Here is an 18,964-nt window from a genome sequence, read left to right as displayed (position 1 = left end):
GGCACGGCGGGAAAATTAGGGGCGGCCGGGCAGTAACCCACGATGACCCTTCTGTCACTGAAAATGACGACTCGAATCACACTAGATAGCGAACTTGCGCGCTGACAACATGACTCAATGCATATGACAACGATGTAACGTGACCGGATCCGCAGGTCAGAGCCGCGCCTCGGAACCCCCGAATGACCAGACACCGGGGTTCGGTCAAGGCGTCTACAGGGAAACCACCCGATCGACTGATACCGTCCCCGGCATGTCCGGAGCGCAACACCGCCCGCGGGCCGGGAAACTGTGGACATCGCCGGCGCCGGGCGAAACCCTCGCCCCACGTCGGTGAACCAGACCGCCGAGTCGAGCTCGGCACCATCTGCCCAGGGCTCCCTCCCCTGAAAGAGAATCATGGTCGTGGTCGGCAAGATGGTCATTTAGAACTTGATCAAGGAGTTGCCTTGCCTGCCGAAGTAGCCCCGCTGCGCCGAAAGCCGGTCCAGCAGCGCAGTGCACAACGTGTGGAGAAGATGCTCTCGGCGTGTGCCGAGCTGATCGACGAGGTGGGCTATGACGGGTTGACAACCACTCTCATCGCCGAGCGCGCCGGCGTGGCGGTCGGATCGCTCTACCAGTTCTTCCCCGACAAGCGCGCCGTCGTCCAGGAACTAACGCTGCGCAACCTCGACCGCTTCGTGCGCACCGTGTCCGCGCGGTTCGACCAGCTGGAGCTGGAGCACTGGTGGGACGCGGTGGACGCGGTCTTCGACGTCTACCTGACGATGCACCGCGAAGTCCCGGCGTTCAGCCGGCTGCACTTCGGCGACGTGGTCGACCTGCGGCTGCTGGACCCAAGCAAGGACAACAACGCTGTGATCGCCGAGAAGCTCACCGGGCTGATCGGCGAGGAGTTCGGGCTCGCCCCGGCCGACCTGCTGCTTCCACTGGCGGTCGCGGTCGAGGCGGCGGACGCGGTGCTTCACCTGGCGTTCCGGCGCGACCCGGCCGGGGAGCCCACGCTCGTCGCCGAGGCGAAGGAACTGGTGCGGGGCTACCTGTCGAACCGGATGCCCGCGGATCAGCCGAAGGACTTTCCCTCGCCCCGGTAGGTCGGCGCGGTGCCGGTCAGCCGGTCGGCCGCCACCAGGTGGTAGTGGGTGAACCGCTCGGCCAGCTCGCCCGCTTTGGCATGCCGGAACCAGACCCGGTCGCCGAGCCGGAGCCGCCGGGCCGCGTCGCCGGCCACGGGGGTCTGCACCTCGCCGGTGCCCTCGGTCGCGAGCAACTGGAGGCCAGCCGGCCAGTGCGGCGTCGGCACCCGGTCCGCGCCGGGCGGCCCGGAAGCGAGGTAGCCGCCGCCGAACACCGTCGCGATGCGCGCGGCGGGGCGATGCACCACGGGTAGTGCGTAGAGGACCGCCGGGCGCGGGCGGAAGGCTCGGTAGCCGTCGAACAGCGTCGGGCCGATCAGCCCGGAGCCGGCTGCCACCTCGGTGACGGCGCGTTCCGCAGCGGTGCCCTCCAGGCTGCCGGTGCCACCGCCGTTGACGTACTCCAGGGGGGCCAGCGCGCGCACCACCCGCACCACCTCGGCCCGGCGTTCGGCCAGTTCGGCGGCCGAACGGCGCTGCATCCAGCGCAGCGCGGCGGCCTTCAGCGGCCGACCGGGCGGCGCGTCGCCGAGCCCGGCTATCTGGCCTTCGTACGCCATCAGCCCGACCAGGAGAAAACCCTTGCGGCGCACCACGGATTCGGCGAGCCGCCGGGCCTGCGCGGCGGTGTGCACCGGGGAGCGCCGGGCGCCGAGGTGCAGGCCGGGCAGCGGCCGCCAGGACGCGTCGATTTCGAGGCAGAGCCGGATCTTGGGCCGGGAGGAGCCGGTGGCGGCGTCGATGAGGTCGAGGTGGTCGACGGAGTCGACCATGAGCGCGATCGACGCGGCGGCCGCCGGGTCGGCCGCGAGCTCTCGCAGCGCCGAGCGGTCGGCAGTCGGGTAGGCGACGAGGGCGTCGTCACTCAGGCCTTCGCGGTGCAACCAGAGCGCTTCGGCCAGGGTGTAGCACATTAGCCCGGCGAAGCCGGGGGTGCGCAGCACCCGTTGCAGGAGGTCTCGGCAGCGCACCGACTTGGTGGCCACCCGGATCGGCCGCCCGGCGGCACGGCGCGCCAGGTCGGCCGCGTTGCTGTCGAACGCGTCGAGGTCGGCCACCGCGAAGGGCGGGTCGAACTCCCTGGTGATCTCTTCGAACCGGCGCACGGCGACAACAGTAGGCCGAAAACACTTGTTATGTGAATCTCATTCACATAATTTCTCCGTGACGGCACCCAAAGGAGGGAGGGTTGGGCGATGCAGCGTTGGACCAACTGGGCGGGCACTGCCACCGCCACACCCAGCGCGCTGGTGACGCCCCGCGACACCGAAGAGGCCGCTGCCGCGATCCGCGCCGCAGCACGCGACGGCGGCACAGTCCGCCCGCTGGGCACCGGCCACTCGTTCTCCGGCATCGGCTCGCCGGACACCGGCTGCGCCCTGGACCTCTCGCACTGGTCCGGGATCGTGCAGGCCGACCCGCACAGCGGGCTGGTCAAGGTGCGTGCCGGCACGCCCCTTAGCCGGCTCAACGCCGAGCTCGACGGGCTCGGCCTGGCGATGGCGAACCTCGGCGACATCGACCGGCAGACCATCGCCGGGGCGATCTCCACCGGCACCCACGGCACCGGCGCCCGGCTGGGCGGGCTGGCGACGCAGGTCGACGAGCTGGAACTGCTGCTCGCGGACGGCACCGAGCGGCGCTGCTCCGCCGAGGAGAACCCGGAGCTGTTCGCCGCCGCCCGCGTCGGGCTCGGCGCGCTCGGGGTGATCACGACCGTGACGTTGCGCTGCGTGCCCGCGTTCGCGCTGGTCGCCGACGAACGACCCGTCCGCCTGGAAGACGTGCTGGACCGCTTCGACCAGCTCACCACCGACAACGACCACGTCGAGTTCTACTGGTTCCCGCACGCGTCGAACACGCTGGTCAAACGGAACAACCGGCTCCCCGCCGAGGAATCACCGCGGCCGCTGCATCCGCTCCGGCACTTCCTGGAGTACGAGGTGGTGGAGAACCGGCTGTTCGGCACGATCTGCCGGCTGGGGCGCGCGATCCCCGCGTCGGTACGACCGCTCAACCGGCTCTGCGCCTCGACCTGGTCCGCGCGTTCCTACAGCGATCGTTCGCACCGGGTCTTCACGACGCAGCGGACCGTCCGGTTCGTCGAATCCGAGTACGCCGTGCCGCGGGAGGCGCTGCGGGACGTGCTCGGGGAACTGCGCGCCGCGGTCGGGCGGCTCGCCGACCCGGTGATGTTCCCGGTGGAGGTGCGGGTCGCGGCGGCCGACGACGTGTGGCTGTCGACCGCCTACCAGCGCCCGTCGGCCTACATCGCGATCCACCAGTTCCAGGGGATGCCGCACCGGCGCTGGTTCGACGCCTTCGAGGACATCGTCGGCGCGGCGGGCGGGCGACCGCACTGGGGCAAGATGCACCGCCTCGACGCCTCGTCGCTGCGCGAGCGCTACCCGCGATTCGACGACTTCCGCCGGGTGCGCGCCGAGGTCGACCCCTACGGCGTCTTCCGCAACCCGTACCTCGATCGTGTCCTCGGCCCCTGTGGATAACTCACGATTTCGGTGGAAACCGGCGTGTCGCTCTCCACCGAAATCCCGGCCGTCAGACCAGCGCGACGCGGAGGGCTTCGGGGATCGGGATTTCGCCGTTGACGAGCTCCAGGGCTCGCCGGGACACGGCCGGCTCGTCGAGCAGGGCGAGCAGCACGGCGGCGACGTCGGCGCGGGTCACCTCGGCCCGGCCGACCGACTCGGCCAGCGTCACGCGACCGGTGGGCGGATCGTCGGTCAGCCTCCCCGGCCGCAGGATCGTCCAGTCCAGATCCCGCGACCGCAAGTCATCCTCGGCAGCTCGCTTGGCGTCCAGGTACGCGCCGAACACCGGGTCCACACCGGGCGGGTTCGGCCGCGTCGTACCCATCGAACTCACTTGCAGGAAACGACGAATCTCCGCCCTCTCGCACGCGTCCGCGAGCAGCGCCGAGGCGGCTCGGTCCACAGTGTCCTTTCGCGGCGCGCCGCTTCCGGGACCGGCTCCGGCGGCGAAGACAGCAGCGTCCACACCGGACAGCAGGGCGGCGAGCCGGGCGGCGTCGACCTGCTCCAGATCGGCCAGCTGCGGCTCGACTCCGTCGGCGCGGAGGTCCTCGGCGTGGTCCGGGTTCCGGATCAGTCCGAGCACGGCATCGCCGCGCTCGACGAGCATCGCCCCCAGGTGTCGCGCGATCTTCCCGTGGGCTCCGGCAATCACGATTCGCATGCCATCCAACGTAGGGCAACCCGCGGTTACAGGCCGCCCGCATAGCCTGTGGACAACTAGCCACATCCTGTGGACAACTGGGGCGGGCCGCCGCTGCGGTTCCCCCCGTGACGCGGCTGCCAAGCCGTCGGTCGTGAGTGCGTAGTCGAGTGCGCGCACGATTACGCACTCACGACCAGACCCCAGGGGCTGGCTCGCGGGTCAGCTGCGGGACGGGGCGGGGGCCTCCGTCGCGAGCAGCTGCTGGTAGACGACCTCGTTCACCCAGCGGGACACCGCGGTGTGCTCCACCGGCGGCGCGTCGTCGAAGCACCGCCCGACCAGCTCCACCTGCACGTCGTCGCCGTTGGCGCTGAGCACCGCGATGCCGAACTGGCGGGCGCGGATCAGGCAGGCGGAAGCGAAGTCGGGGGCCACGGCCACGTTGCGCGGCACCACGATCGCGGAGCTGACGAACCGGGCGAACGGCACCACGGCGGTCAACGCGCTGCGCCAGTGCCGGGCCGGGGCGAGCACACCGGTGATCCGGGCGGCGGGCGGCGGCACCCGCCCGTCCATCTCGGGCCACACCCAGGTGGCGATCTCGGCTCGGTCCAGCACCGGCCCGCTACCGAAGCACAGCCGCTCGGCATGCGCGTCGGGGAGCAGCTCGGCGGTCGCGATGATCTGCCGACCGAGCAGCTTCACGGGTGGCAGCACGCTGCCCGCCCACCCCAACGTGTCCACCGTCCGCTCGGCGAGCCGACCCATGGAGGCCGCGAGCCCCAGCGGGGACCGGAGCTGCGTCGTCGAGCAGGCTCGGAGCTCATCCTCGGTCCAGGCACGTCCCGGCATTCCGGTCACGGCGTTCCGCCTCCCTCATGCACTGCGCTTGCACTCCGCGGCCACCGACAACGGGGCCACTGCTGACTTAAACAGCTCGGAGCTGGTATTGCGCTGCTCAACAGGGTTCCTGCGACCGGCGGCGGGCATCGGTCGGTGACTGGTCGATGAATGACATCGGGACTTCAGCCCAGCGATGCCGCCATTCAGGTGAACCGGTACGGCACATGGCGTTCAGGTTTCCCCAACCGGCAGAACCGAATTTCGCCACCTTCGCAAAACGACCGCCCGCCGGGCGGCGGGCGGGACGTCAGTGCGACAGCAGGTCGAGGTTGGCCCGATCCTGCTCGACGAGCCGCTGGCGGATCGCTTCCGCGGCAGGCAGCAGCGGCTTCACCAGCTTCGAGACCTCGGCGCGAACGCTGTGCGCCACTACCCCGAGCGCCGCGACGACTACTCCGTCGGCGTCATGCACCGGCACCGCGACGGAGCAGTTACCGAGCGTCATCTCCTCGTTGGCCTGCGCGAAGCCGCGACTGCGCACGGTCTGCAGCTCGCGCCCCAGGCGACCGGGTTCGGTGATGGTATACGCGGTGAACCGGGACAGCCCGCGCTCGCAGTACTGGTGCATCACCACGCTCGGGGCGTGCGCCAAGAGCACCTTGCCGACGCTGGTCGAGTGCAGCGGCAGGCGGCCGCCGATGCGCGAGATGATCGACACGGCGCGCGGCGAGGTGAGCTTCTCGACGTAAACGACCTCCATCCCGTCGCGTACCGCTAGGTGGACGTTGTCGTGGGTGCTCTGGCACAGGTCCTGCATGAACGGCAGGGCGATCTCGCGGAGTCGGCTGTTCACCGGCGCCAGCAGCCCGATCTCCCACAGCCGCAGGCCGATCGTGTAGCGGCCTTCGCCGTCGCGCTCCAGGGCGCCCCACATCTCCAGCTCGCGGACCAGCCGGTGCGCGGTGGCCAGCGGGATCTCCGCGCGGCGGGCGATGGCGGTGAGGGTGAGCCGGGCGTGTTCGATGTCGAAGGCGGTGAGGACGCTGAGCGCTCGCGCAGTGACCGACCGGCCAGGATCCCGGCTGTTGCCCGCCATCGCTTCCTCCCGTGCACGCGGTCCGAGACCGCGGGATCCCGGTCACCCGGCCCGAGCGGACTCCGGTGCCGCCCGCACTGACTCCAGTGTTCACCCGAACGATGGCTCAAGCCCAGCACAGTCCGCGGCTGTCGCCAAGACCGAGAAGCCGATCATCGAGGTCTGATCTGTCGGGGACGGCAGCCCCGTTCGCGATTCCGCAGCGAGAAGTGATGGTGATCACGAAATTTGGCTCAATCGAGTCCGAGGAGCGCGGTGAACGCCTCCGCCTGCTCGACGTTGGCCAGGTGGGCGGCGTGCGGCAGCACTTCCAGCCGGGCGTTGGCGTCGATCCCGTCGACGATCGCGGCGCCGTGCTCCGGCGGCGTGGCGGGATCGTCGGCCCCGGCGACGACCAGCGTCGGCGCGGTGATGGCGGGCAGGTCGGCTCGCAGGTCAACACGGCCGATCAGCTCCGAGCACAGCGCGTACGCCTCGTCGTCGGTGCTGGCGATCATCGCGGAGTAGACGGCGGTTTCGGCGTGCCACTCGCGGAAGTACGGGGTGAACCAGCGCTCGATGGTCGGCGAGACCAACTCGTTGGTCCCGTGCTCCCGAGCCGCGGCGGCCCGGTCGAGCTCGACCTGCTCCTGCCCCAACCAGGCGGAACTGCAGCAGATGGTCAACCCTTCGATGCCTCGCCGGCATGCACCCCCAGCCACAACCCGATCATCCCGCCGAGCGAGGAGCCCATGAACGAGGCCCGCGGAACCTCCAGGTGGTCCAGCAACGCGAGCACGTCCGCACCGAGGTCGGCCAGGGTGTACGGGCCGGGAAGCACCGGCGATTGGCCGTGCCCGCGCTGGTTGTACCGGAGCACGCGATAAGCGCTGTTGAGGGCGTCGAGTTGCGGATCCCACATCTCCCAGGTGCAGCCGAGGGCGTTGGACAGCACCAGGACCGGAGCGTCGGCATGGCGGTCTCCCGCCACTCCAAGCCGAGTTGTTCCCACCGAGTCACGCCGAAACCCCTCCGTCGTCGGCCGACCGGCTCACAGTCCCAGCAGTGCGCGCATCCGCGCGTACTTCCTGGTGAGCCGCTCCCGCGTCGCTTCGTCCAGCACGGCCAACCGCGCGGGGTCGGCGTTGTGCGCCAGGTCGGCCGCTTTCACCAGCAGCGCGCCCGGCGTCCCCAAGATCCGGGCGGCGTAGTCGGCGGGTTCTTCACCGGCCCGCTTGGTCACGGCCAGCACGATGGCCTTGGTCTCCGACGGGAGCGGAGCCCCCGACAACCAAGCCTCGGAAACGGCCCCGTCCTCGACGGCATCGTGCAACCAAGCAGCGGCGACCTGGGCCTCACTCCCACCCCTGGCCTGCACCCCGGCGGCAACGGCGGCCAGGTGCTCGACGTAGGGCCGACCGGCCTTGTCGACCTGCCCACCATGAGCCCGAGCGGCAAGAGAAGCAACCTCGTCAAGCCCCAGAACCCGACCACCCACGACGAAACCGTACAACCCCGCGACCACCGAGGACCCGGGTCAGAGCACCTCGACGACCAACGCCGCTAGGAGACAACCGAAGGAGCCGGTAGCAGCGAATGCCCGAACCAGGTTCCACCGCACCCAACGCACCTCGAACCGAGCGCGCGCAGCGGCGGGGCCGGCACCTTCGCCGGCGGCGAGCTCGTTGTTCAACGGCACGTTCACGGCAGCGGTGACGACGAACATCGCCAGGTAGAGCAAGATCCCGGCAGCGCCCCACCCCGTGCCGGCCCCACCGCCGAACCACAGCAGCGCGGCGCCCAACCCGCTGACGACCAACCCGCCGAGGAACAGCGACAAGAACAACCAGTTGACGATGGCCACATTGATGCGCTGCATCACATCTACGAAGGCCCGGTCCGCAACGCCCCGAAGCCCGGGCATGACGGCGTACCCGAACCCGGCGAACAACCCCGCCATCAACCCGGCGGCGACAACACCGGCGACCAAGACAGCGACGACCACCAGCCAGCCCTCCCACGAGATTCGCGCGAACCACGAGAAACCAACCACACCAACCCAGCGGAAACCCCGAAACACCCAAACCGCAACCAAACCTGTTCGCTGACCGCTGAAGAGAACCCGAGGAACAGCCGGCCCCCGAACGCCGAAGGCGACCTTCACCACAACCAAAGACCCAAGAACGACGGGACATAACTCACAAGCCCCCGAGTGCCCTGACAAGAAACCGGCCGAAGCAAAGGAGAACGCCCCGAATCGAGACACAAACCACAACCAGCCAACAAGCCCAGCCCAGCCCAGCGGAAGCACGCCACCAGCAACAACCAACCCGCCCCCGTCAGCAAAACCAGGGAAACGAACGGAGGCTGGTCAGTGAGCAGGCCGGGAACGCCCGAGAAGGCAAGGAGCCCGAGAGAAACGACCACCGCGCCGTAGGGGTCTGCGGGGGCTCGGCCCCCGCAAAATAATAAGGAAGAGCCCTCGCGACCAGCAACAACCAACCCGCACGACCAGACCAGGGAAAACACAGCCACACAACCGCCCCCGTCAGCAAAACCAGGGAAACGAACGGAGGCTGGTCAGTGAGCAGGCCGGGAACGCCCGAGAAGGCAAGGAGCCCGAGAGAAACGACCACCGCGCCGTAGGGGTCTGCGGGGGCTCGGCCCCCGCAGAATAATAAGGAAGGGCCCTCCCGGCGAAGCATGAGCCGGGAGGGCCCTTCCGAGTGGGCGAGGAGGGAGTTGAACCCTCACGTCCTTTCGGACACACGGACCTGAACCGTGCGCGTCTGCCATTCCGCCACTCGCCCGTGGCTTGACTGGAAGCTTATCTTGCTCTCTTCCGGCCCTTGGCATCGGGGTCGCTTTCGCGCCCGCTGCCCTGTTGGCGGGAGAAGATTAGCACGGCTGACGAGGGGGTTCGGCGGGGGGTTGGGCGAGTTGGGAACAGGGCGGTGTCTCGGCCCGTTGGCCCAGATACGATGGTCGCCAGGAGTCGTACGCGTGGAGGGATTTTGCCGTGGGCCTCGTGCAGCGCTTTGAGCGCCGACTCGAAGGCATTGTCGGTAACGGCTTTGCGCGCGTTTTCGGCGGAAAGGTCGTCCCCCAGGAGGTCGCCCAGGCTCTGCAGCGGGAAGCCGAGCTGCAGGTCCGGGAGCTCGCCGGGGGACGGTTGCTCGCTTGTAACCACTACGTTGTGCAACTGAGCCCGTCCGATCACGATCGGCTCACCGACGATGAGGCCCGGGTGACCGACCTCCTCGCCGACTGCGTTCAGGAGCATCTCACCGAACAGGGGTGGGACACATATGGTGACGTCGTAGTCTCCCTGGAGCGCTCTGAAACGCTGCACACGGGACAGTTTCGAATCAGCTCGACCGTCGACCCCGACGTGACTCGACGGCCGGCACAACCGCGTACCGCAGGAGACCGACCCATGAGCCAGCCACCAGGCCACTACCCCCAGGGAGATCCGTACAACCAGCAGGGGCAGTACGGCTACGACCAGGGTTACGGCCAAGGCCAAGGCCAAGGCCAAGACCCCAACTACGGCTACGGCCAGCAGCCGCAGCAGCCTGGTTATGACCAGGGCGGTTACGGCCAGCAGCAGCCGGGTTACGACCAGGGCGGCTACGGCCAGCAGCCGCAGCAAGCCGGTTATGACCAGGGCGGCTACGGCCAGCAGCCGCAGCAAGCCGGTTATGACCAGGGCGGCTACGGCCAGCAGCAGCCCGGTTATGACCAGGGCGGCTACGGCCAACAGCAGCCGGGTTACGACCAGGGCGGCTACGGCCAGCAGCCGCAGCAAGCCGGTTATGACCAGGGCGGCTACGGCCAGCAGCAGCCCGGCTACGACCAGGGCGGCTACGGCCAGCCCGCCGGTTACGACCAGGGCGGCTACGGCCAACAGCCGCCGGGTTACGACCAGGGCGGCTACGGCCAGCCCGCCGGTTACGACCAGGGTTACGGCCAGCAGCCGCAGCAAGCCGGTTACGACCAGGGCGGCTACGGCCAGCAGCCGGGTGGGGCGTACCCGCAGTCCGGTGGCTTCCCGGACCAGGGCTACGGCCAGCAGCCCGGCGGCGCCTTCCCGCAGAGCGGCGGCTTCGCCGCGGGTGGCCCGCGCGGGCAGATGACCGCGACGCTGCACCTCGACGACGGCTCGAACCGGTCGTACACGCTGCAGCACGGCTCGAACATCATCGGCCGGGGTCAGGAGGGGCAGTTCCGCCTGCCGGACACCGGGGTCTCGCGCAAGCACATCGAGATCACCTGGGACGGCCAGAGCGCGATGTTGGCCGATCTGGGTTCGACCAATGGCACCACGGTGAACGGCACGCCGGTGCAGACTTGGCAGTTGGCAGACGGCGACGTGATCAGGGTGGGCCACTCGTCCCTGGTCTTCCGCGCTCAGCAGGCCTGAGACCGCGGAAACCCGCGTCAAGACACGAGTAGGAGCGTTCACAACAAGTGCCAGAGCTGGTGATTCAGCTGACCAGAGCAGGGTTTCTCGCCCTGCTCTGGTTGTTCGTGCTGGCTGCGCTTCGCGTGGTTCGCTCGGATCTTTACTCGGCGTCCGGGATGCGGGTCCCGATGCCAGGTGCGAGTCGGCTACCGGGCAAGCAGGCCCGGGGCAAGAGCAAGGCGCCACGCCAGATGGTGGTGACGCACGGCGCTCTCGCCGGCACGCGCATCTCCCTGGACGGCCGGCCGATCCTGATCGGTCGCGCCGATGACTCCACGTTGGTCCTCGACGACGACTACGCGTCGACACGACACGCGAGACTGTCGCTTCGAGGCTCCGATTGGTACGTGGAGGATCTAGGCTCCACAAACGGCACATACCTCGATCGGGCGAAGGTCACGGGGCCAACCAAGGTCCCGCTCGGCGTTCCGATCAGAATCGGCAAGACGGTGATCGAGCTGCGCTCATGACCCTCGTCCTTCACTACGCAGCCCGCAGCGACCGCGGCCTGGTGCGCTCCAACAACCAGGACTCGGTCTATGCCGGCCCACGACTACTCGCCCTCGCGGACGGCATGGGTGGACATGCCGCCGGTGAGGTCGCCAGCAAGGTCGTCATCGCGGCGTTGGCGCCGTTGGACGACGACGAGCCGAGCGACGACCTGCTCGGCCAGCTCCGCGGTGCGGTGCTGGCCGGCAACGGCGCGATCGCCGAGCTGGTGGCCAACGACCCGGACCTGGAGGGGATGGGCACCACGCTCACCGCTGTGCTGTTCGCAGGCAGCAAGCTGGGCTTGGTGCACATCGGCGACTCCCGGGCCTATCTGGTCCGCGACGGCGAGCTGACCCAGATAACCCACGACGACACCTTCGTGCAGTCGCTGATCGACGAAGGCCGGATCACCGAGGAGGAGGCCGCGCACCACCCGCAGCGCTCGCTGCTGCTGCACGCGTTGACCGGCCACGAGGTGGAACCGAGCCTGGCGATCCGGGAAGCCCGGGCCGGCGACCGCTACCTGCTCTGCTCGGACGGCCTGACCGGCCCGGTGAGCACCGAGACCATGGCGGAAGCGCTGCGCATCCCGGACCCGCAGCAGTGCGCGGACCGGATGATCGAGCTCGCCCTCAAGGGCGGTGGTCCGGATAACGTCACCGTGATCATCGCCGACGTCGTCGACGTCGAGTTCGGCGACGACGCCCCGATCGTCGGGGGCGCGGCGGGAAATGGCGATGAGCATCCGCAACCCGATTCGTCTGCGGCACGCGCATCCGCGGTGACCATGCCGCGGCCGCAGCCGCAGCGTTTCGAGCCCACCTCACCTCCACCGGAGCAGCCGCGCAAGCGCCGCTGGCTGCGTTCGCTGCTGGTGACGTGCGGCGTGCTCATCGTGCTGGCCGGAGTCGCGCTGGTTGGGCGTTGGTGGGTGCTCAACCAGTACTACATCGGCGCGAACCGCGCCGATGAGGTGGTGATCTTCCAAGGAATGCAGGGAAGCGTGCTGGGTGTCTCGCTGAACTGGCAGGTCGAAACGTCCTGCCCGCCGGACTCCGCGCCGGACTGCACCCCGATCAAGGTGGTCGACCTGCAGGAAGCGCAGCGACCGGACGTTCGCAACGGCATCGCCGAGGTCAACGGGCTGCAGGAGGCCCGCGACGCGATGCGGCGGCTCCGGATGACCGCGCTGCTGCCGGAATGCCAGAAGCCCAAGCCGCCGCCAGCACAGCAGCCGCCGCCGGCGCAGCCCCCGGCACAGCAGCCGCCGGCTAGCCAGCAGCCGTCGCAGCCGCCGTCGCAGGGCCAGCAGCAGCCCGAGCAGCCGTCGGACGCCACCCCGCTGCAGACGGAGGAGCAGCAGCCGGGCGTGACCTGCCGGATGGTGAGTTGATGGCGCAACCGGCCGTTACGACCGGAGCTGCCAGCGGGGCCCCCCGAGTCGACACTCGGCGGGGCACCGAGCTGTTCATGCTGGTTTGCTCGGCGGTGATCGTCACGTTCGCGCTGATCGTGGTGGAGGTCTCCCAGGAGCAGACCGTTACCCGGGAGCTGTTCTTCTACGGCTTGGCGTTCCTGGTGCTCTTCGGCGCGGCGCACCTCGGCGTCCGCCGGTGGGCTCCGTACGCCGACCCGTTGATCCTGCCGCTGGTGTCCTTGATCAACGGGATGGGCCTGGTGATGCTCCACCGGCTCGACCTGGCACCGGTGGTGGGAGCCCCGTACACGCCGAAGCAGATCGTGTTCACCACGGCGGGCGTGGTGCTGTTCATCCTGGTCCTGGTGTTTGTCAAGGACCACCGAACACTGGCGCAGTACAGCTACACCTGCGGGTTTGTCGGCTTGGCCTTGCTGGCGCTGCCCGGCCTGTTGCCCTCGAGCATTTCCGAGGTCAATGGCGCGAAGCTGTGGATCAACCTGGGTTTCGTGTCCATCCAGCCGAACGAGTTCGCCAAGATCCTGCTGCTGGTCTTCTTCGCCTCGTTCCTGGTGTCCAAGCGGGAGCTGTTCACCACTGCGGGCAAGCGGTTCCTCGGCATCGACTGGCCGCGCCCGCGTGACCTGATGCCGGTGATCGCCGCCTGGGCCCTGTCCATCGGCATCGTCGTGCTGGAGAAGGACCTCGGCACGTCGCTGCTGTTCTTCGGCATCGTGCTGGTGATGATCTACATCGCCACCGAGCGCGCGGTGTGGGTCTTCCTGGGTCTGTCGATGTTCGCGCTCGGCTGCATCATCGCGTTCAACCTGTTCGACCACGTCCAGGCCCGGGTGAACACCTGGCTGGATCCGCTGGCCGACGGTACTGCGAACGACCAGCTGCGGTCCGGCCTGTTCGGCATGGCCAACGGCGGGATCGGCGGTTCCGGTCTGGGCGCGGGCATGCCCAACCTGACCCCGCTGTCGTTCAGCGACTTCATCATCCCGTCGCTGGCCGAAGAGCTCGGCTTGGCCGGGCTGATGGCGCTGCTGATGCTGTACCTGCTGCTGATGATGCGCGGGCTGCGCAGCGCGCTCGCGGTGCGCGACTCGTTCGGCAAGCTGTTCGCCGGCGGTCTGTCGTTCACCGTGGCGCTGCAGCTGTTCGTGGTCACTGGCGGTTCCACCGGGCTGATCCCGATGACCGGTCTCACCGCGCCGTTCCTGGCCTCGGGCGGTTCCTCGATGCTGGCCAACTACATGCTGGTCGCGCTGCTGCTGCGGATCTCCGACGCCGCGCGTCGCCCGCAGGCGCCCGCAAAGCCGAAGCCCAAGCAGGCCCCGATCGCGGAGGCACATACCGAGTTGGTGGAGCGTCCCCGATGAACAAGCCGCTGCGCCGGGTTGCGCTGGCGATGATGGTGATGGTCGTGCTGCTGATGGGCAACGCGACCTACGTGCAGGTCATCCAGGCCGACGAGTTGCGTGACCACCCGCTCAACAGGCGGACGATGTACGAGGAGAACTCGCGGGAGCGCGGGCAGATCATCGCCGGCGGCCAGTCGCTGGCGAGCTCGATGCCTATCGAGCACGACCGCTACGCGTTCCAGCGCACCTACCCGAACGGGCCACTGTACGCCCCGGTCACCGGGTTCTACTCGTTCTTCTACGGATCCAACGGGGTCGAGCGCGCCGAGGACAAGATCCTCAACGGCACCGACGACAGCTTGGCCTTCGGCCAGCTCTCCGACATGATCACCGGCAACAAGCCGCGCGGTGGCAGCGTCGAGCTGACCATCAAACCGGCGATCCAGCAGGTGGCCTACGAGCAGCTGACCAAGCAGGGCTTCCACGGCTCCGTGGTGGCGCTCGACCCGAAGACCGGCAAGGTCCTGGCGATGGTCAACGCGCCGTCGTACGACCCGAACGTGCTGGCCACCACGAACAACAACGACGCCGCCGCGGAGTGGAAGAAGCTCAACGACAACTCGGATGCGCCGATGTCCAACCGGGCTGTCTCCGAGATCTATCCGCCGGGCTCGACGTTCAAGCTGATCACCACCGCCGCCGCGCTGCAGAACGGGTACAACCCGAACAGCCAGGTGGAGGCGGCCGCATCGATCACGCTGCCCGGCACCAACACCCAGCTGCCGAACTACGGCAGCAAGACCTGCGCGGGCAACACCCTGACGCAGGCGCTGGCGCACTCGTGCAACACCGCGTTCGCCAAGATCGCCGGTGAGGTCGGCCCGGAGAAGATGCGCGAGACCGCCGCCGCGTTCGGCTTCGGGCAGGATCTGGCGATCCCGATGAACGTCGCCAAGTCGGACCTGGGTCCGATGGCCGACACCCCGTCGCTGTACCAGAGCGGGATCGGCCAGCGCGACGTGCGGGTGACGCCGCTGCAGAACGCGATGATGGCCGCGGCCATCGCCAACGACGGCAAGCTGATGAAGCCGCAGCTGGTCGAGGCCACCCGGTCGCCGGACATGGCGGAGCTGAGCTCCTTCCAGTCGGAGGAGATGAACCAGGCCGTCTCGCCGGGCGTCGCGCGGATGATCCGCGACATGATGATCCAGTCGGAGAAGAACACCAAGGGCGGCGGCAAGATCTCCGGCATCGAGATCGCTTCGAAGACCGGTACCGCCCAGCACGGCGACGTCAAGGACCAGCCGCACGGTTGGTACGTCGCGTTCGCGCCGGCTGAGAACCCGACCATCGCCGTGGCGGTGATCGTGGAGAACGGTGGTGACGAGGGCACCGAGGCCACGGGTGGCTCGATCGCCGCCCCGATCGGCCGGGAGGTCATCCGGGCCGGTCTGCAGGGGGGTGGCTGACCCGTGCTGACCTCCGGCCAGTTACTCGCCGACCGATACCGGCTCGGCCAGCGCATCGCCGTCGGCGGGATGGGCGAGGTTTGGCAGGCGGTGGACGTCCGGCTGGACCGGACCGTCGCGATAAAGGTGCTCAAGGCGGAGCTGTGCGGTGACGCCGAGTTCCTGCACCGCTTCCGCACCGAGGCCCGGACCACCGCGTCGCTGAACCACCCGGGCATCGCCGCGGTGCACGACTACGGCGAGACCGCAGCCATCCCGGACGGCCCGGAGGACACCGCGTACCTGGTGATGGAGCTGGTCGAGGGCGAGCCACTGGCGGCGATCCTGGCCCGCGAGCGCCGCATCAACACCGACCACACGCTGGACATGCTGGAGCAGGCCGGTCGGGCGTTGCAGGCCGCGCACGAGCGGGGCCTGGTGCACCGGGACGTCAAGCCGGGCAACATCCTGATCACGCCCGAGGGCAAGGTGAAGCTGACCGACTTCGGCATCGCGAAGGCGGCCGACGCGGCACCGGTGACCCGCTCGGGAATGGTGATGGGCACCGCGCACTACATCGCGCCGGAGCAAGCCCTGGGCGACGACGCGACGCCGTCCAGCGACGTGTACTCGCTGGCCGTGGTCGGCTACGAGTGCCTGATGGGCCACCGCCCGTTCCTGTCCGAGAACGCGGTCACGGTCGCGATGATGCACATCCGGGAGATCCCGCCGCCGCTGCCGCCGGACGTGCCGCCGGGGGTGCGGGCGCTGATCGAGGCGACGCTGGCGAAGGACCCGCGACGCCGCTACGCCGACGGCGGCGAGTTCGCCAACGCCGTCGCCGCCGTGCGCGCGGGCATGCCGCTGCCCACCCCGTCCACGCTGGTCATGCCGCAGCAGCGGCAGCAGCTGGTGCCGACGAACACCGGGGTGCACCAGATGCCCGGGCAGCTGCCGCCGATGGGCAACACGTACCCGCCTGGGCTGATCCCGCCGCAGGCACCTGCCCCACAGCTGCCTGCCCCGCAGCTGCCACCGCAACAGGTGCCGTCCCCGCCTCGCACGAACAAGGTCATCGTCTGGGTGCTCGTCGCGGTGCTCGCGGTAGCCTTGCTGGTCGCTGTCGGTGTGACCACTTACTGGGTGGTCAACCGGGACCAAGGATTGGCCGGATCCGGCCATGTGACAACTCACAACCTGGATTCGGCAACTGCTTTGGGCCAGACTTCGCTACGGCGCACGCCCTTGATCGGGGCGGACCCCGCGAGTTGGCCGGACACGGAATTCGGGGGACCGCCGCCGGTCGTCCTGCTGGCACCGGCCGCACAGGGCGAATCGGCATGATGGGACGATCGTTGACAAGGATCGGAACGACACTTCGATGAGTTCACCTCGACTTCTGTCCAACCGCTACGAGCTCGGTGAGACTCTCGGCTACGGCGGTATGTCCGAGGTGCACCGCGGCCGCGACACCCGGCTGAGTCGCGACGTGGCGGTGAAGATCCTGCGCGCCGACCTCGCCCGCGACCCCACGTTCCAGCTGCGGTTCCGCCGGGAGGCACAGAACGCCGCCGCACTGAACCACCCGGCCATCGTGGCCGTCTACGACACCGGCGAGACGGAGGCCGAGAGCGGGCCGCTGCCGTACATCGTGATGGAGTACGTCGACGGCCGGACGCTGCGCGACATCGTCAAGACCGAGGGCCCATTGTCGCCGCGCCGGGCCATGGAGGTCATGGCGGACGCGTCGGCTGCGCTGGACTTCAGCCACCGGCACGGCATCGTGCATCGGGACGTCAAGCCCGCCAACATCATGATCACCCGCGGCGGCGCCGTGAAGGTGATGGACTTCGGCATCGCCCGCGCGCTGGCCGACGGGCAGGCAGCGGTGACGCAGACCGCGGCGGTGATCGGGACCGCGCAATACCTCTCGCCGGAGCAGGCGCGTGGCGAGGCGGTGGACGCGCGAAGCGACGTCTACGCGTCCGGCTGCGTGCTGTTCGAGCTGCTCACCGGGGAGCCGCCGTTCACCGGCGACTCGCCGGTCGCGGTCGCCTACCAGCACGTTCGGGAGGAGCCGCGCAAGCCCTCCGACGTCAAGCCGACGACGCCGGCCTCGCTGGACGCCGTGGTGCTCAAGGCGTTGAGCAAGAACCCGGCCAACCGCTACCAGTCGGCCGCGGAGATGCGGGCCGACCTGGTGCGGGTGCTCTCCGGGCAGCGCCCGAAGGCACCGATGATCATGTCGGAGGACGAGCGGACGGCGATGCTCTCGCAGGCCTCGGCGACCGAGGTGCTGCCGCCCGGCCGTCACCGGTCGGTCGACCGGGAGCCGGACGAGGCCGACGTCGAGCGGGAGCGCAAGAAGCGCAAGCACCGGACGATCGCGCTGGTCACCACGGCCTGCGTGATCGTGTTCGCGCTCGCCGCCTGGCTGGCGACCTGGATCTTCAACGGCTCACCGAAGACGGAGGTCCCGCCGAACTTCGTCAGCATGACCCGGGCCTCGGCCCAGGCCGAGGCCGACGCCCGGGGGTGGAAGCTCGCCTGGTGCGTGTCCCCGTCCAGCATCGACAACATCGACAAGGTCGTCAGCCAGAAGCCGGCGCCGGGTGTGGCGGTGGCCAAGGAGACCCAGAAGATCGAGCTCTGCTCCGGCACCGGGCCGGCCAGCGTCCAGGTGCCGGACCTAAGCGGGCTGTCCATCCCCGAGGCGTCGCAGAAGTTGGACGAGGCCGGGCTCAAGCTGGGGCTGACGCCGTCCTACGAGGAGACCAGCGACCCCAAGCAGGTCGACAAGATCATCGACTGGGACAAGAAGGGCCAGTCCGTCACCCAGGGCACCACGATTTCCGTGACGGTGGGCAAGTCGATCCCTACGGTCGAGGTCAAGGACGTGCGCGGCATGCCCTACGACACCGCGAAGGCCTACCTGGAGGGTGCCGGGTTCAAGGTCAGCAGGCAGGACCGCGACTCCGACCAGGCACCGGACACCGTGCTCGACCAGAGCCCGTCGGGCGGTAGCAAGGCGCGGCCGAACACCGAGATCACCCTGGTGGTCTCCAACGGCCAGCAGATCACCATGCCGTCGCTGCTGGGCATGACGCCCAGCCAGGCCGAGAACGCCCTGCGGTCCCGTGGCTGGGACGGCGAGATCAACGAGGTCAACCAGCCGACCTCGGACAAGAGCCAGGACGGCAAGGTGGTCGGCTCGTCGCCGAGCAGCGGGCAGAAGCTGGGCAAGAACCAGTCGGTGACGCTGATGGTGGGCGACTACAGCAACAGCCCGACCACCAGTCCCCCGTCCAACGGCTCCCTCTTCCCGCCGTTCGGCTGACCTGTTCTCGTGAGGGGCACCCGTGACCGGGCAACCGGGTCGCGGGTGCCCCTCAGAGCCTGTTGGTGGATGGTCTGGGTGGGTGGTCGCTTAGCGGAACCTGAGAGCTTCCCTGGACTGCGGGTGCCCCTCCTGATGTATGTCCAATACGCGGCGGAGGGGCCGTCCTCGCCAGAAAACCTC

Annotated in this window: 17 protein-coding genes and 1 tRNA gene; 9 read left to right on the top strand and 9 right to left on the bottom strand. The window is 69.0% G+C overall.

Annotation, left to right across the window (positions count from 1 at the left end; genetic code table 11):
- Positions 1-518 precede the first annotated feature (518 nt).
- Positions 519-1,097, top strand: coding sequence for a TetR/AcrR family transcriptional regulator (locus FDZ84_RS12095; protein WP_246869157.1), 579 nt, complete (start codon positions 519-521; stop codon positions 1,095-1,097).
- Here the strand turns inward: FDZ84_RS12095 and FDZ84_RS12090 are convergent.
- On the bottom strand, positions 1,067-2,245 hold the full coding sequence (locus tag FDZ84_RS12090) for an amino acid deaminase/aldolase (RefSeq protein ID WP_168585971.1): 1,179 nt from the start codon (positions 2,243-2,245) through the stop codon (positions 1,067-1,069). The genes FDZ84_RS12095 and FDZ84_RS12090 overlap by 31 nt on opposite strands.
- Before the next feature lie 90 nt (positions 2,246-2,335).
- Between FDZ84_RS12090 and FDZ84_RS12085 the strand changes: the two genes are divergently transcribed.
- On the top strand, positions 2,336-3,646 hold the full coding sequence (locus FDZ84_RS12085) for a D-arabinono-1,4-lactone oxidase (protein ID WP_168585970.1): 1,311 nt from the start codon (positions 2,336-2,338) through the stop codon (positions 3,644-3,646).
- A 52-nt stretch (positions 3,647-3,698) separates the two neighbouring features.
- On the opposite strand, the gene FDZ84_RS12080 is transcribed toward FDZ84_RS12085, so the two are convergent.
- The 8 genes from FDZ84_RS12080 to FDZ84_RS12045 form a co-directional block, all read right to left on the bottom strand.
- On the bottom strand, positions 3,699-4,355 hold the full coding sequence (locus tag FDZ84_RS12080) for an SDR family oxidoreductase (protein ID WP_168585969.1): 657 nt from the start codon (positions 4,353-4,355) through the stop codon (positions 3,699-3,701).
- 201 nt (positions 4,356-4,556) lie between these two features.
- Complete coding sequence (locus FDZ84_RS12075) at positions 4,557-5,189, bottom strand: hypothetical protein (protein ID WP_210435686.1); 633 nt, start codon at positions 5,187-5,189, stop codon at positions 4,557-4,559.
- 298 nt (positions 5,190-5,487) lie between these two features.
- Positions 5,488-6,276 carry an IclR family transcriptional regulator gene (locus FDZ84_RS12070; RefSeq protein WP_168585967.1) on the bottom strand — a complete coding sequence of 263 codons (789 nt, stop codon included), beginning with the start codon at positions 6,274-6,276 and terminating at the stop codon, positions 5,488-5,490.
- A gap of 233 nt (positions 6,277-6,509) precedes the next feature.
- Complete coding sequence (locus FDZ84_RS40625) at positions 6,510-6,941, bottom strand: alpha/beta fold hydrolase (RefSeq protein WP_168585966.1); 432 nt, start codon at positions 6,939-6,941, stop codon at positions 6,510-6,512.
- Positions 6,938-7,267: an alpha/beta fold hydrolase gene (locus tag FDZ84_RS40620; protein WP_371812842.1), complete on the bottom strand. Its 330-nt coding sequence runs from the start codon at positions 7,265-7,267 to the stop codon at positions 6,938-6,940. Before FDZ84_RS40620 ends, FDZ84_RS40625 begins: the two co-directional genes overlap by 4 nt.
- A gap of 39 nt (positions 7,268-7,306) precedes the next feature.
- Positions 7,307-7,753, bottom strand: a complete 447-nt coding sequence (locus FDZ84_RS12055) for an HD domain-containing protein (RefSeq protein ID WP_168585965.1) — start codon at positions 7,751-7,753, stop codon at positions 7,307-7,309.
- 39 nt (positions 7,754-7,792) lie between these two features.
- Positions 7,793-8,260, bottom strand: a complete 468-nt coding sequence (locus tag FDZ84_RS12050; protein ID WP_210435523.1) for a DUF1772 domain-containing protein — start codon at positions 8,258-8,260, stop codon at positions 7,793-7,795.
- Between the two features lie 722 nt (positions 8,261-8,982).
- Positions 8,983-9,065, bottom strand: a tRNA-Leu gene (locus FDZ84_RS12045).
- A gap of 209 nt (positions 9,066-9,274) precedes the next feature.
- Between FDZ84_RS12045 and FDZ84_RS12040 the strand changes: the two genes are divergently transcribed.
- From FDZ84_RS12040 to pknB, 7 genes are read left to right on the top strand one after another with little or no spacing between them, the layout of a single operon-like run.
- Positions 9,275-10,678, top strand: coding sequence for a DUF3662 and FHA domain-containing protein (locus FDZ84_RS12040; protein ID WP_168585964.1), 1,404 nt, complete (start codon positions 9,275-9,277; stop codon positions 10,676-10,678).
- A gap of 47 nt (positions 10,679-10,725) precedes the next feature.
- On the top strand, positions 10,726-11,190 hold the full coding sequence (locus FDZ84_RS12035; protein ID WP_168585963.1) for an FHA domain-containing protein: 465 nt from the start codon (positions 10,726-10,728) through the stop codon (positions 11,188-11,190).
- Positions 11,187-12,605 carry a PP2C family serine/threonine-protein phosphatase gene (locus tag FDZ84_RS12030; RefSeq protein WP_168585962.1) on the top strand — a complete coding sequence of 473 codons (1,419 nt, stop codon included), beginning with the start codon at positions 11,187-11,189 and terminating at the stop codon, positions 12,603-12,605. The genes FDZ84_RS12035 and FDZ84_RS12030 overlap by 4 nt, the downstream gene beginning before the upstream one ends.
- Positions 12,605-14,014, top strand: coding sequence for an FtsW/RodA/SpoVE family cell cycle protein (locus FDZ84_RS12025; protein WP_168585961.1), 1,410 nt, complete (start codon positions 12,605-12,607; stop codon positions 14,012-14,014). The genes FDZ84_RS12030 and FDZ84_RS12025 overlap by 1 nt, the downstream gene beginning before the upstream one ends.
- Positions 14,011-15,465 (top strand): penicillin-binding protein 2, encoded by a 1,455-nt coding sequence (locus FDZ84_RS12020; RefSeq protein WP_168585960.1) that lies wholly within the window; start codon positions 14,011-14,013, stop codon positions 15,463-15,465. Before FDZ84_RS12025 ends, FDZ84_RS12020 begins: the two co-directional genes overlap by 4 nt.
- Before the next feature lie 3 nt (positions 15,466-15,468).
- Positions 15,469-16,788, top strand: a complete 1,320-nt coding sequence (locus tag FDZ84_RS12015; RefSeq protein WP_168585959.1) for a serine/threonine-protein kinase — start codon at positions 15,469-15,471, stop codon at positions 16,786-16,788.
- A 37-nt stretch (positions 16,789-16,825) separates the two neighbouring features.
- A complete protein-coding gene (pknB, locus tag FDZ84_RS12010; protein WP_168585958.1) occupies positions 16,826-18,781 on the top strand; it encodes a Stk1 family PASTA domain-containing Ser/Thr kinase in 1,956 nt (651 codons plus the stop codon).
- Positions 18,782-18,964: the final 183 nt, after the last annotated feature.

Source organism: Saccharopolyspora sp. ASAGF58 (genome assembly GCF_012277335.1).
Lineage (GTDB): Bacteria > Actinomycetota > Actinomycetes > Mycobacteriales > Pseudonocardiaceae > Saccharopolyspora > Saccharopolyspora hattusasensis.
The sequence above is the reverse complement of the archived record's forward strand: the minus strand, read 5'-3'. Positions and strand labels throughout refer to the sequence as shown.